The organism is Limnothrix sp. FACHB-406, from assembly GCF_014698235.1.
In the GTDB taxonomy this organism is placed as follows: Bacteria; Cyanobacteriota; Cyanobacteriia; order CACIAM-69d; family CACIAM-69d; genus CACIAM-69d.
Genome location: NZ_JACJSP010000020.1, coordinates 59,621 through 72,776, shown reverse-complemented (window position 1 = coordinate 72,776; position 13,156 = coordinate 59,621). Strand labels below are relative to the sequence as shown.

The window sequence follows — 13,156 nt, the reverse complement described above, 5'->3', positions numbered from 1 at the left end:
ACTACCGAAATAATGGGAGTAATTAAGGGCTAAATGCCGTGACTTTTGCCAATGACCCAATGGCGACGAAAAAAACGCGCCAAACTCGATTCATCGAGGGGTAAATAAATCGGTCGCCCATGGGGACAGGTACGAGGATTGTGGGTGCGTTGCCATCGATCGAGCAAATCTTGCATTTCCACAAGCGTCAGGGGCGTGCCGTTGCGAATGGCGGTGCGGCAGGCGACGGCCACTTGGGCCGCTTCCAGGTTGTTGCTGTGGGCCAGCTCCCCCAAGGCGGCGGCCAAGTCAGGGCGATCGAGTAAGGGATCCGGAGCACTGCGCACAATCCAGCAGCGATCGCCAAAGGGTTCAATTTCAATCCCCAAGCCCGCCAGCCCCTCCCGTTCCGCCTCGCCCAGCTCATTCAGGACGATCGGTTGCTTCAGGGCGGAAATTTGCCAACGATCGCGCAAATATTCAAACAAAACCCGCTCATGGGCAATGTGCTGCTCCACCAGCCATAGACCGCCGGGATGCTCCGCCACAATGTAAGTGTTGTGAACCTGGGCGATCGCCCGCAGTTGTCCCCCCAAGGGATCGTCAAGTGGTTCGGGCGATCGGGGTTGCCCCAGGGCTTGGGGATCATCCGGAGAGGCGTTGGGATCGGCGGCGGTGCGCACACGATAGGTCGATCGCCCTTCGGCGGCCCGAATGAGCTTGGCCGTTCGCCCGATCGCGTAGGTGTTGGTTTGGGGTTCGTCGATCGCCTCGCGAAAGGAAAGGGCCTGTTGAAGCGCCGCCTGTACCTGGGCTTGCCAATGGTCGATCGGCTGGAGGTAAAGCTTGTGTTTGTCGGGGGTGCGGTTCCAGTCAATGCATTGGGGCGGCAACCGGAGATGCACCAGGGCGATCGGGTGGCGGCCGCGCGGCAGGGTGCGCCCCAAGGTCGCAAAAATCGTGCTTTCCAGTTCCGGCACTTCCGCCATTCGCCCGTTCACGGCAATCCGCACCCAGTCAGGGCGGGCCCGATGGACGCGATCGGGCAGACCCAAGGTGACGGTGATTTGGGCGGATCCTTCCTGGTCGCTGGGCAAGGCGGCCACCCACTGCACCTCTCGCAAATCTGCCGATCGCACCGGTTTTAAGATTTGGGGCAACAGGTGACGGGCAGAATCTCCCGGCGACAGGGCAAACCAGAGCCGATCGTTGCGATAGACCGTCCAGGCCACGGCGGGATGGCAAAGGGCCGCTTGCTGAACCACCTGCTGGATTGATCGCAACTGTTGAGCCAAAGACGGCAAACTATCGCGCCGTGACGGCCAAGCCTCGAACAAATCCTCCACCAAGACAATGGTTCCCGGCGCGATCGGGGCCGCTTCGCAGCTCACAGCCTGGCCTGTGGCATCATAAACCGCTCGCCAACCCTCCCCGCCAACCGGTCGGCTGCTGAGGCTCAGGCGGCTCAGTTGGGCCAAGCTGTGCAATGCTTCTCCCCGAAATCCCAGGCTGCGGATGTTGAACAAATCGGGGCGATCGTGAATTTTGCTCGTGCTGTGGGGAGCGGCCGCCCGCAACAGATCCGCTCGGCTCATGCCGCAGCCGTTGTCTGTGAGCCGAATTTGGCCCCGATCGAGCCAAAGGGACAGGGCCAACCGCGTGGCTCCCGCATCGATCGCGTTGTCCACCAACTCGCGCACCACCGCCGCCGGAGAGTCGATCACCTCCCCCGCCGCAATTAAATTCACCACCTCGATCGGCAGCGGTTGAATGGATCTCATTCTTTTCTCAGTTGCCAGACGACGGTGGTGGCTCCTCCCGGAATCGAGAGATTGTGAAAAATCGGCTGAAAGCTAAAGCACTAGGGGTCTTGGGGGCAAGGGACTTAGGGTCTGTCGTCAAATCGCCTGAAACCCCGATCTTGCCGTTAGCGGATCGTGGGGGGCAAGGGGCCTAAGCCCCTCGTCTTTGTCGGTCGGTGAGACCCGCAAGGTAGCCGTTTTGGCTTTTCAAGCATCCCCTAAGAGGGCTTTTTCTCGCTTTGGAAACGGAGCCATTCAGCCGCAAAGGCGATCGCCCCGGAACCCAACAGCAACAGCACACTCAAAGCATTCACATCCGGCTTAACCCCCGTGCGAATCCGGCTGAAAATTTCCATTGGGAGTGTTGTTGCACCGCCACCGGCCGTGAAACTGGCAATCAAAAAGTCGTCCAAGCTGAGGACAAAGGCCAACAAACAGCCCGACATAATTCCCGGCACCAGTTGCGGCAACAACACCTGAAAGAAGGATTGAACCGGCGTTGCGCCCAAATCTTGGGCCGCTTCTTCCAAATAGGGATTGAGATCCGCCAAGCGAGTGGAAACCGCCAGGGCAATATAGGCCAAGCAGAAGACAATATGAGCCGCCACGATCGTCCAAAAGCTGAGGGGAATCGTCAGCGCCGCCAAGAACACCAACGTGGCCACCGCGATCGCAATATCCGGCACGATCAAGGGCAAATAGGACATGCCTAGATATAGCCCCTTGCCCCAAAATCGATAGCGGGCCAGGCCAACGGCCATCGTGGTTCCCAACACCGCCGACACCAAAACAGCCCCCAAACCCACCGCAAGACTGGTTTGCAAGGCTCCCAAAATTCGCCCATCCCGCAGCAGCTTGGCATACCACTCCAGGGTGAACCCTGTCCAACCGGCGCTGTAGGGCGACTGATTGAAGCTATAGACCGTCAGTACCAGAATCGGCAGGTACATCAGGAAGAACATGACCGAGGTAAATGCGCCCTGCCAGGTCAGGCGAGGCTTACGCGATCGAGCCATAGCGTCTGCGAGGGCCTCCTGGGAATCCGTTGAAGCAGGATCGAGATCGAGCATGGGGCGATCGGGAAGAGCAATCAAAGGGAATCAAGCAAAGACAAACGAACCACTGCACCATCATGCATCCCCAAACACCCTAGGCAGCGGGGCGGCCATCACCGTAGCGAATGAGCAACGCAATCCCCAAGCTGACAGCCAGGATCATCAGCATACTCAAAGCCGAACCAAAGCCCCAATTTTGGGTCGCACCCAGAAACTGGTTATAGATTAGCCGGGAAGCCGTCATGCTGGAGGCCCCGCCGAGCAATTCCGGGTTCACAAAGTCGCCCAAACTGGTGATCAGCACCAGCAGCGAACCGGCGGCAATGCCCTGTAAGCTTTGGGGAACGGTCACTTTCCAGAAGGCCTCGATCGGGGTGGCCCCCAAATCTGCCGCCGCTTCTAACAACCGGCGATCGAGCTTTTCCAGAGAGGAGTACAGAATCAGCACCATATAGGGCAAAAAGCTGTAGGCCATCCCCAGGAGCACGGCGGGCGTTTGGTTCAAAATATCCAGACCCGGCAGCCCCACCAACCCCAACAGGGAGTTCAACACGCCCGTGGGTCGCAAAATCGTAATCCAAGCGTAGGAACGCAGCAGCGAAGAAGTCCACAGGGGCAGCGTAAAGGCCACCAACAGCAGGTTTTGCCACCGCTTGGGCGACATCAGCGCCAACCAATAGGCCACCGGAAACCCCAGCAGCAAACAAACCACCGTTGTCCCGATCGCATAGAACAGGGTGCGCCCAATCACTTGAAGATAGATGGGCTGAAACACCGTCAGGTAGTTGTCAATCCCTGAGGGGTTCACCAAATCGCCGGGCTTGATGCCGGGAACCAGGCTGAGTTCAAAAATCACCAGCACCGGCAAAACCAACAGCAGCAACAGCCACAGGCCCGGCGGCCCCAACAGCGCCCAGGGGCCAACCCAACGGCGGGGTTTGGGTGCGGGAGCCTCAACGATCGGGTTAGCGGGGCTAGCGGGGGTCATAGGGCTTGTTAGGACTAATCAGCAAAGACAGTTCAAGGGGTTGGGCAGTTGGCGTGAACAGCTTCAATTAACGTTCAATTAACAGTCATTAAGGCTTGCTCGGCCCTAGCCGCTGGTTAGCTGAGTCCAGTAGCGATCGTAAAGGGAGGTGGCCGCGCCCACGGGAGCAATGCCCTCGCAGCGATCGAGCACCGATTGAGACGGGAACAGGCTGGGATTTTGCACCAAATCCGGCGGCAACTGTTCGATCGCCCGGCGGCTGGCGGTAGCAAACTTCAGGCGTTGGGTCATGCCTGCGGCCACCTCCGGCTGCAGCGTGAAATTCATCCAAGCATAGGCCGCTTCCACATTGGGCGCACTGATCGGGATCGCCATCGTGTCTGTCCAGAGGGAAGAGCCGCTGGCGGGAATCACATAGCCCAACTGGTCGTTTTCCTCGATCGCCTCAATCGCGTCAGAGGAAAAGCCCATGGCGATCGTTAAGTCCCCCGCCAAAATCCGGTCTTTCCAACCATCCGTGGTGAATTGGGCGATCGCCGGTCGCAGTTCCCGCAATGCTTCGTAGGCCTGGCGAATTTGATCAGGATCCTGGGAGTTGTAGGAATGGCCCAACCGGCGCAAGGCCAAGCCCATGGTTTCCCGCTGATCATTAAACAGCGTCACCTGGCGCTGGAGGCGGGCCCGGTTAGCCCACAAAAATTCCCAATCCGTTGGCGGGCGATCGACCCGTTGCCGGTTGTAAATCAAGCCCGTTGTGCCCCAAGCAGCCGGGACGCTGTGGCCATTTTTGGGGTCATAGCTGGGATTTTGGTAGGTTTCCAACAAATCCTGCAACCCCAGCAGTCGATCGTGATCCAACTCCCGCAGCAGATTGCGCTCTCGCATCTGCCGCACCATGTAATCGGAGGGATAGATGATGCTGTATTGACTGCCGCCGCCCGCTTGCAGCTTGGCCAACATCACCTCATTGGAATCAAAAATATCCACCACCACCGACAGGCCCGTTTCCTTTTGGAACCGAGCGATCAGTAGCTCATCGGTGTAGCCAGCCCAGGTGTAGATATAAAGCTTGGAAGGATCCCCGACTGCGCCCGGCGATGGCCGCACCTGGGCCAAACGCCAGCCACAGCCCGTCATGGCCAGGCCAGCGGCCGCCACCGAAGTGCGGCGCAAGAAGTCACGACGGGAGAGGGCACGACGAGAAGGGGCAACGGAAGCCATGAATGATCAAAGCAAGGTTGGGTAGAGCGCTGGCTGGGCCATGCTTTGGGAACCAGGACTGTGGGAGTCAGTCCCTGGGGAATGGTTGATTAGCCCCCCTTCGCCCTAGGCTGCTGGCATGGCCAGGGCATCGGCCGTTGACCAATAGGCGTAAATGGGGGTTTTGAGGGCGGGCAATTCGCCGCCGGTATTCACCTGCATGACCGTTAACCGATCGCCCGATCGCAGTTCTACCACGTAATGCACATGGGTTCCCAGGTACATCACGTTCTGCAACCAGCCCTCAAAACAGTTCACCGCCAGGTCGGGCGGGTAAAGACTAACTTGAATTTTTTCGGGGCGCACGCTCACGGCCGCCGCCTCGCCCGCGCTGCCTGCCCAATCTCCACTGGGGGCCGCCACCAACTTCAGGCCGCTGTCAGTCACGATCGCGCTGCCGGTGCGATCGAACTCTGCCACCCGGCCTCGAAACAGATTCGTATCCCCAATGAAATCCGCCACAAACGGCGTGCGCGGCGACTCATAAATCTCGCTGGGGCTGCCCACCTGTTCCACGCGCCCTTCATTCATCACCGCGATCCGATCGGACAGGCTGAGGGCTTCCTCTTGGTCATGGGTCACCATCACAAAGGTCAACCCCAATTCTCGATGCAGCGTGGATAGTTCCATCTGCATTTCCTTGCGCAGTTTCAAGTCCAACGCGCCCAAGGGTTCATCCAACAGCAACACCGCCGGTCGGTTCACCAGGGCCCGAGCTAGGGCCACCCGTTGTTGTTGACCGCCCGATAGCTGGTTGGGATAGCGCCGGGCGAATTTCTCCATCTTCACCAGGGCCAAGGCCTCATTCACCCGCTCCTCGGTTTCCGCCTTGCCACAGCGCTTGATCCGCAAACCAAAGGCCACATTGTCCCAAATGGTCATGTGTCCAAAGAGCGCATAGCTTTGAAACACGGTGTTGACGGGACGCTGGTAAGGAGGCACATTCAGCATCGATTGCCCCCTAACCAGCACCTCGCCGGCCGAAGGTTGCTCAAAGCCAGCCACGAGGCGCAGGGTGGTGGTTTTGCCGCAACCGGAGGGACCCAAAATACTGAAAAACTCACCCCGCCCGATGTGGAGATCCACGCCGCGCACAGCGGTTTCGCCGTTATAGACTTTGAAGACTTTTCGTAACTCGACATCCAGTTGGGTATCGGTTTCGATCGCCTGGCTGGCTCGGATTGCGGTTTGGGACATGGCCGGTGATGCTGCCGGGGATTGAAAGACCATCGAGGCAATTGTTCCAGGGCAATTGTTCCAGGGTAGTTGTTCTAGGGCAGTTGTTCAAACCTGGCGGTTCATGGGCGATCGAACCTCAGGTTTGAGCTTCGTCACTGAACAACGGGAACTGAACAACGGGAACTGGACAACGGGAATTGAACAAATCTTGCCCTATTCTATGCCGACTATTTCGGGTTTTGCGACGAACTCCATCAGCGGCGGTCTGCGGGAGCAGTCTGTGGCAAGCTGATTAAATCGCCCTTATTAGCCCTCATCGATTAGCCCTTTTCGCTGCGCCCGCGCTGGGCTGTTGTCGTTCCATGGTCGCATCGCCCCCTCCCAACTCGCCCAAATTGGATCAGCAGCCGGAACGGACGATCGGGCGGCGCTACCAGCCGTTGGGGTGTTTGATCGTGGCCGTGGTGTTGTTGGGGGGCATTGGCAGCCGGTTGGCCTATCTGCAACTGGTGGAAGGACAGCGCTATCGACAATTGGCGGCGGCCAGCCGAATTCGACTGATGCCAACCCTGCCAACCCGGGCTGCCCTGCTGGATCGATCGGGGCGGGTGTTGGTGGATAATCGCCCCTCAATTTCGGCCATGGCTTGGCCCGTGGCCCAATCGCCGCAAGAGTGGCGGGCCATTTTGCCGGAGTTGGCCCGAGTGTTGGGGCGGCCGGAGTCGGAACTGCTGGCACGACTGGAGCAGGCCGGTTGGCGATCGCCTGTATTGGTGCGCTTGGCCCGGGGGTTGCCCCCTTCGCAAATGACCACGGTGGCGGAGTTGGCCACCCAAGTGCGCGGCCTGGCGATCCAGCCCGAGGCGGAGCGCGACTATCCCCACGGACAGCTCGCCCAGACCATTTTGGGCAAGGTGGGGGAGGTGAACGCGGCGGAGGTCGATCGCCTGGAGCCGCTGCAAGATTACCGATCGGGCGATCTGATTGGGCGATCGGGCTTGGAAGCGGCCCTGGAGGCCCAACTGCGGGGCCAGTCCGGGGGCGAGCAAGTCGAACTCGATCGCAATGGTCTGCCCGTGCGCGTGTTGGCCCGCAAGCCCACGGAACCGCCCACGCCGGTTCGCCTGACCCTAGATTTACCGCTGCAACAAACCCTGGAGGGTCTGATTAACGGAGTCAGCGGGGCCGCAGTTGCCTTGGATCCGGACAATGGCGCGGTCTTGGCCATGGCCGGCCAATGGCCCAACCCGGGTCAGGGGGGCAACCGGGCCCTGAAAGCCATTCGTCCGGGCGCGCTGTTCAAGTGGATTACCGCCGTGGCGGCGCTGGAGTCGGGGCAAATGGCCCTTCATCAACGGTGGCGGATCGATCGCCGCAGTCGTCCCGGTGGGTTGCCCTGGGCGGAATTTACCAAGGTCACCTGGCCAAGCATTGTCACCCTCAACTTTCGAGAGGCCTTGGGCAAGTTAGACACCCAAGACAGTGATGCATTTTTTGAGCAGGTGGCGCTCCGGCTGGATAGCACCAACACGATCGCCTGGGCCCGTCGGTTTGGGTTTGGCCAGCGATCGGGCATTGAACTGGCCGAGGATGAGGATCCGGGCCCCAGCTTGGAAGCCCTTTGGAAACGGGAATCGGTGCAAGCCCGCTGGTATTTGGGCGAAGGGGTGAATCTGGCCTTGGGCCGGGGCGAAATGGCCGCCTCCCCCCTGCAAATTGCCGTGATGGCCGCCGTGGCGGTGAATGGTGGTTATCGGGTGCAACCCCATTTGGTCAAGGATCGATCGGCCCAGGTCAGCCGGGAGTTTTTGGGGTTGCAGCCCAGCACCTTGGAATTGTTGCGATCGGCCCTGCAACCGCGCACCAGCAGCCTCCCCGCCCCCGAGGCGAGCCAGCCTCCCGATCGCCCACCCCAACCCAACGTCGCGATCGGCTGGTTGGCCACCCACAGCCTGGTGCGGCAAAGCGACCAACCGATCGGCGCTTGGGCCGTGGCAGCGGGCCCCGCCAACGATCCCAAAATTGTTGTGGTTACCTTTGTGGAGCCGCCGAGCGATCGCCCCTCGGTTCCCACCGATTCCGCCGCAGCTCCATCCAACGGTGCGGCGAGCCAAGAACCCAGCGCCCCCGCTGCCCAAGCCGCCGAACAAATTGCCGGGGCAACGGTGGTCAACTATGTGCAATCGCTCGATCGCTGGCTTCCCTAGGGCGGACAGCTAATGCTCATCAGGTCTTCGCGGATCCAGACCCGGCGATGAGGCGGCACGATCTCGCCTTGACCCGATCGGGACTTGGTGACCATGTGCCACTGATTGCCCTGGCCATCGGTGCGGGTCAGGGGATTGGGTTCCCACCGCTCACTCGCGTCGTTGAGCAAAATCACCGTACTGCTCGGATTGACTCGATCTACGATCGGGAATTGAGTGCCCGGGCCCGATCGCAAATTCACTGCTGAATTACCGCGAATTGTGCCGAAACAATTGGCTCCAAGGGATTGCCCTGAACTCGGCGGGGCGATCGCAAGACTCAAAATTGTGGCAATGCCCATTGCTATTGGCAGAAGAGGACGTGATTGAACAAGAAGTTTCATAACCTGATTTTGGGTGGAATCTTGAATTTCTGAGGCTTCTAAAGGCTTAATCTAAGGAATCAGGCTCTGAAGAACCAGCAAAAAGCACAACGGAATTGGGCTAATTTTGGAACCTTGAATTCACCCCATAATCAACCATAATTTGAGATCTAGAATCTGAAATCTAGAATCTGAAATCTGGAATCTGAAATCTGGAATCTGAAATCTGGAATCTGAAATCTGGAATCTGAGATTAATTCTGAGATTAATGGTGACTGATCGGGAAAAAGTATCGCGTTTCTCCCTGCTGTCCAATCTGGTATTCTGCCCCAAATTCAATCGACATGCGATCGAGATAGGCGCGGGCCCGATCGGCCTCCAAGCCCGATCGCATGGCAAATTCAAATAGGGTGACCTGGCCTTGTCCTTCAGCTAACAACTCCATCAGGCATTGGCGTAGCTGTTCCTGTTGTTGGCGCTCTTGATTTTTTTGTTGTGTTTGATGTTGTTTTTTAAGATCCCAAAGCAGCCAGCCACCACCCGCCACAAAGGGCGCACCAAAGACAACGCATCCCAAAATAGCGCTTTGGTTTTCGCGCTCCCGATCGGCAACGGTTTGTCCCGGTTCCAAGGGCGACAACGGAACCAAAAGAGCGACCAGCCAAAAGAAGCCGCCCAGGGTGAGAAAGCTGCCCGCCAGAATTTTCTTAATGATTTTCATGGGAATTTTTGCAAGATGTGATCGCGGAGGGGCTGGCCTGCTGGCAAAGGCAAATCATGACGGCTAAAAGGCCTCGGCCGAGGGGCTACCGCTGAATTTCGGCTGTTGGATGATGGGCCACTGAGTCAGGGGCTGCTTGAGCCTCCACACCTTGTTAGCAAATTTTATTGGCAAAGTTGGTAGCAAATTTTGGCGGTCGGTTCTAGCCACTTTAGCCGCCAACTTGAGTTGCTGATCAGGCTCTGGGTTCGTTCAATCAAAAAAACAAAAACGGGATAAGCCATGCCTATCCCGCCAGATTAGATCATTTGGATCGTTGGGGATGGGCGAATCCAGCTTGTTTCCCGATCGCCCTGTTGAATCCAATCGATTAATCAAATCAACTCGTCAAATTGACGCAATTCGTGCAATCGGCATAGCCAACCCGATCGCCCTAGGCCGCTTGCAAGGTGGCAATCGCTTGGGTGATGGCGGCCAACGCTTCGTCAATTTCGGCGGCAGTGACGATCAGGGGCGGCACAAATCGCACCACCTGCGGCCCGGCCGGCACCAGCAACAGACCGGCGGCCATGGCGGTTTTGACCAAATCGATCGAGCTGAGGCCCGCATCTTCCCTCAGCACCAGGCCGTTGATTAGACCCCAACCGCGCACTTCCGCAATCAAGTTGGGATATTGAACCGCCAGGGCCTTCAGACCCGCCCGCAATTGCTCGCCCCGATCGCGCACATTGTCCAAAAAGCCCGGTGCGCCAACCGTTTGGCAAACGGCCATCGCCACCCCACAGGCAAAGGGATTACCGCCGTAGGTGCTGGCGTGGTCACCCGGTTCAAACACATTGCACTTGGCCTTGCACAGCAGGGCCCCGATCGGGATGCCGCCGCCCAAGCCCTTGGCAGAAGTGAAAATATCCGGCTCAATGCCCAGGTTTTCGTAGCCCCACAGTTGCCCCGTGCGGCCAACGCCCACTTGCACTTCATCAAGAATCAACAAGATGCCCCGATCGTCGCAAATTTCCCGAACCCGTTGGAAATAAGCCCGATCGCCCGGACGCACGCCCCCTTCTCCCTGAAGCGCTTCCAGCATGATGGCAGCGACGCGGGGGCCGTTGGTTTCCAAGCGGGCGATCGTCGCTTCCAGGGCCGCAATGTCGTTGTAAGGGATATATTCAAACCCCGGAACCAGAGGGCTGAAGTTCTTTTGATATTTGGGCTGACCGGTGGCGGTGATGGTGGCCAAGGTGCGCCCGTGGAAGCTGGCGTGGGCCGTGAGGATCACCGGTTCATCAATGCCCAACACCGTGTGGGCATATTTACGGGCCAGTTTGATTGCGCCCTCGTTGGCTTCGGCTCCGGAGTTACAGAAAAACGCCCGATCGGCGCAGGAATGTTCCACCAACCAGGCCGCCAACGCCCCTTGTTCAGGGATGTAGTAAAGATTGGAAACGTGGTGCAGTTTTTGAATCTGCTGGCTCACGGCGCTGGTCATCACTGGGTGGGCATGGCCCAGGGTGCAGGTGGCAATGCCCGCCACAAAGTCCAAATAGCTGCGGCCCTCGGTGTCCCAAACGCGGCTACCTTCGCCACGCTCCAGGGCGATCGCGAAGCGGCCGTAGGTTTTCATGACGGCTGCGTCAAAGGCCTCGGTGGAAAAGGCAACTGGGGCGATCGAGGCGGGATCAGCGAGGACTTGGGGACTCACGATGGTTGCTCCTAAACAATGGCTTTAACGGCAAATCCGATGAAGGGAACGGTAGGGATCGTCGTTAAAGGTTGGGTTGATTGTAGAGGAGGAAACCAAGGGCTTGCTAGATCTGATTTGGATCCTGAGGGTCGATCGGTCTGGAAATCTTGACTTGGGCCCGGCAGTGGTTGACTTGGCACGATCGACCCGCGATCGGCGAATTCCCACCCGGGCGGATAATGGAACTCCGTTGGTTCCCTTGGCCTCAGCCCGGTGGCCGCCAATGTTGCACCTTGCCGATGTTTGCTTCGCCGATGTTTGCCTCGCCGATGTTTGCTATGACCGCCGCTGCCATGAGTTCCGCAAGTTCTGCCCCTGAGCCTAGTCCCGTTGCATCTGATCCTGTGGGATCTGATTCTGTGGAGCCTGACTTTGTGGACTCTGGCCCTGTGGATTCTGGCCTGGATGAATCGATTAATGGGAGCCGATCGGAGGCGAAGGCGTTCCCCGCTGAGTCGATCGACTGGGGCCACTTGTCCGTGCTCCGAGACGAATGTATCGCGGGTCTGCAACCTCGATCGGGCGGGTGCTATCTGGATGCCACGCTGGGTGCTGGGGGCCACACGGTGGCCCTGCTGGCGGCCGATCCAGAGGTGCGGGTGGTGGGCCTCGATTGTGACGATCGCGCCTTGGCGATCGCGCGGGAACGGTTGGCCCCTTGGGGCGATCGCGTCACCTTCGTGCGCAGCAACTTTGCGCAGTTCAACCCCGGCGATCAGCAATTTGACGGCATTTTGGCAGACTTGGGCGTTAGCTCCATGCAGTTTGACCAGCCTGATCGGGGTTTCAGCTTTCGCCACGATGGCCCCTTGGACATGCGCATGGACGATCGGCTCACGGAATCCGCCGCCGATGTGGTGAACCATTGGCAAGAAGTGCCCCTGGCCAACGCGATCTATACCTATGGTGAAGAACGATTATCTCGGCGGATTGCTCGGGCGATCGTGGAGCAACGGCAAACGCAGCCTTTCCAAACCACCCTCGAGCTGGCCAACGCGATCGCCCGCTGCGTGCCCGGTAAATATCGTCATGGGCGCATCCATCCCGCCACCCGCACCTTTCAGGCCCTGCGGATTGTGGTGAACCAAGAGTTGGCAGTTTTGGAAACCCTGCTCGATCGGGCCCCCAATTGGCTCGCTCCCCAGGGCCGCCTTGCCGTCATCAGCTTCCACAGCCTTGAGGATCGAATTGTGAAGCACCGACTGCGAGAATCAACCCAACTCAAAGTCATCACCAAAAAGCCCATCTGCCCCAACGATGCTGAAATGGGTCAAAATTCCCGATCGCGATCCGCAAAATTGCGAATTGCAGAGAGAATCTAGCCGAATCAATGCCAATGGGGTTCTTTTGAACTTTTTCTGTATTTTCCTTTGGGGACTGCTGAAATTTCTCGGCCACTGAAGGATTGATGAGCGGGATGATTCAAAACCCAATGATTTCTCCAGCCCAATGATTCCTCAAGCCAAAACTGGGTAAAAACTAATCAGTTGCTCGGCCAGTCGCTCAGCCAGTCGCTTAGCCAGCGCATCTAGTCATTGGTTCGTCAACGGCCAGGGCATGGGCTGAATCAGTTGGTTTGTGTCTAGGATTTCACGCCCAGTGTTTCAGCACATCGGGTAGGCTAGGGTAGAACGTGGGAATTCCCCCTTGTCCCGAGTGAGCCTTGGCCCACTTGTATCGATCGCTACACCAGTTCCGAAGATCAATTCTCTTCCCAGCTTGGAAGCGGCCCATTCCTCACTCAGGAATGGCGCGATCAACCGGATCATGGTCGTCAGAATCGAAAAGGCTAAGTAATAAAAACTAGCCTCCTTTCTAGCCCCCTTTGTCGATCGGGTAACCTTGTTTGCAAAAACCTAACC

The 13,156-nt window shown here is 58.3% G+C and carries 11 protein-coding genes; 3 read left to right on the top strand and 8 right to left on the bottom strand.

Going from position 1 to position 13,156, the window contains the following annotated elements:
- Positions 1-29 precede the first annotated feature (29 nt).
- The 5 genes from mutL to H6G53_RS16010 form a co-directional block, all read right to left on the bottom strand.
- Positions 30-1,760, bottom strand: coding sequence for a DNA mismatch repair endonuclease MutL (gene mutL / locus H6G53_RS16030; RefSeq protein ID WP_190534697.1), 1,731 nt, complete (start codon positions 1,758-1,760; stop codon positions 30-32).
- Positions 1,761-1,999: 239 nt separating this feature from the next.
- The gene (locus H6G53_RS16025) at positions 2,000-2,797 is read right to left on the bottom strand and encodes an ABC transporter permease (RefSeq protein WP_234407040.1); all 798 of its coding nucleotides are present in this window, start codon (positions 2,795-2,797) and stop codon (positions 2,000-2,002) included.
- Between the two features lie 133 nt (positions 2,798-2,930).
- The gene (locus tag H6G53_RS16020; protein ID WP_190530156.1) at positions 2,931-3,824 is read right to left on the bottom strand and encodes an ABC transporter permease; all 894 of its coding nucleotides are present in this window, start codon (positions 3,822-3,824) and stop codon (positions 2,931-2,933) included.
- A 105-nt stretch (positions 3,825-3,929) separates the two neighbouring features.
- Positions 3,930-5,045: a spermidine/putrescine ABC transporter substrate-binding protein gene (locus tag H6G53_RS16015; protein ID WP_099534549.1), complete on the bottom strand. Its 1,116-nt coding sequence runs from the start codon at positions 5,043-5,045 to the stop codon at positions 3,930-3,932.
- Positions 5,046-5,150: 105 nt separating this feature from the next.
- Positions 5,151-6,281, bottom strand: coding sequence for an ABC transporter ATP-binding protein (locus H6G53_RS16010; protein ID WP_099534550.1), 1,131 nt, complete (start codon positions 6,279-6,281; stop codon positions 5,151-5,153).
- 344 nt (positions 6,282-6,625) lie between these two features.
- On the opposite strand from H6G53_RS16010, the gene H6G53_RS16005 reads away from it, so the two are divergent.
- On the top strand, positions 6,626-8,470 hold the full coding sequence (locus H6G53_RS16005; RefSeq protein WP_190534694.1) for a penicillin-binding transpeptidase domain-containing protein: 1,845 nt from the start codon (positions 6,626-6,628) through the stop codon (positions 8,468-8,470).
- Here H6G53_RS16005 and H6G53_RS16000 read toward each other — a convergent pair.
- From H6G53_RS16000 to H6G53_RS15990, 3 genes are all read right to left on the bottom strand, one after another.
- Complete coding sequence (locus H6G53_RS16000; protein ID WP_190534691.1) at positions 8,467-8,811, bottom strand: SH3 domain-containing protein; 345 nt, start codon at positions 8,809-8,811, stop codon at positions 8,467-8,469. The two genes, H6G53_RS16005 and H6G53_RS16000, sit on opposite strands and share 4 nt — an antisense overlap.
- A gap of 286 nt (positions 8,812-9,097) precedes the next feature.
- The gene (locus tag H6G53_RS15995) at positions 9,098-9,553 is read right to left on the bottom strand and encodes a hypothetical protein (RefSeq protein WP_190534688.1); all 456 of its coding nucleotides are present in this window, start codon (positions 9,551-9,553) and stop codon (positions 9,098-9,100) included.
- Between the two features lie 433 nt (positions 9,554-9,986).
- Entirely contained in the window at positions 9,987-11,252 is a 1,266-nt protein-coding gene (locus H6G53_RS15990; RefSeq protein ID WP_347343123.1) for an aspartate aminotransferase family protein, read from the bottom strand.
- Between the two features lie 166 nt (positions 11,253-11,418).
- Between H6G53_RS15990 and H6G53_RS15985 the strand changes: the two genes are divergently transcribed.
- A complete protein-coding gene (locus H6G53_RS15985) occupies positions 11,419-11,613 on the top strand; it encodes a hypothetical protein (RefSeq protein ID WP_190534685.1) in 195 nt (64 codons plus the stop codon).
- Between the two features lie 94 nt (positions 11,614-11,707).
- A complete protein-coding gene (gene rsmH / locus H6G53_RS15980) occupies positions 11,708-12,616 on the top strand; it encodes a 16S rRNA (cytosine(1402)-N(4))-methyltransferase RsmH (protein WP_347343126.1) in 909 nt (302 codons plus the stop codon).
- Positions 12,617-13,156: the final 540 nt, after the last annotated feature.

What these genes read in the sequence shown, in the direction of transcription:
- mutL (WP_190534697.1), bottom strand. Translation starts at nt 1,760, where the DNA reads ATGAGATCCATTCAACCGCTGCCGATCGAGGTGGTGAATTTAATTGCG.
- H6G53_RS16025 (WP_234407040.1), bottom strand. Translation starts at nt 2,797, where the DNA reads ATGGCTCGATCGCGTAAGCCTCGCCTGACCTGGCAGGGCGCATTTACC.
- H6G53_RS16020 (WP_190530156.1), bottom strand. Translation starts at nt 3,824, where the DNA reads ATGACCCCCGCTAGCCCCGCTAACCCGATCGTTGAGGCTCCCGCACCC.
- H6G53_RS16015 (WP_099534549.1), bottom strand. Translation starts at nt 5,045, where the DNA reads ATGGCTTCCGTTGCCCCTTCTCGTCGTGCCCTCTCCCGTCGTGACTTC.
- H6G53_RS16010 (WP_099534550.1), bottom strand. Translation starts at nt 6,281, where the DNA reads ATGTCCCAAACCGCAATCCGAGCCAGCCAGGCGATCGAAACCGATACC.
- H6G53_RS16005 (WP_190534694.1), top strand. Translation starts at nt 6,626, where the DNA reads ATGGTCGCATCGCCCCCTCCCAACTCGCCCAAATTGGATCAGCAGCCG.
- H6G53_RS16000 (WP_190534691.1), bottom strand. Translation starts at nt 8,811, where the DNA reads ATGGGCATTGCCACAATTTTGAGTCTTGCGATCGCCCCGCCGAGTTCA.
- H6G53_RS15995 (WP_190534688.1), bottom strand. Translation starts at nt 9,553, where the DNA reads ATGAAAATCATTAAGAAAATTCTGGCGGGCAGCTTTCTCACCCTGGGC.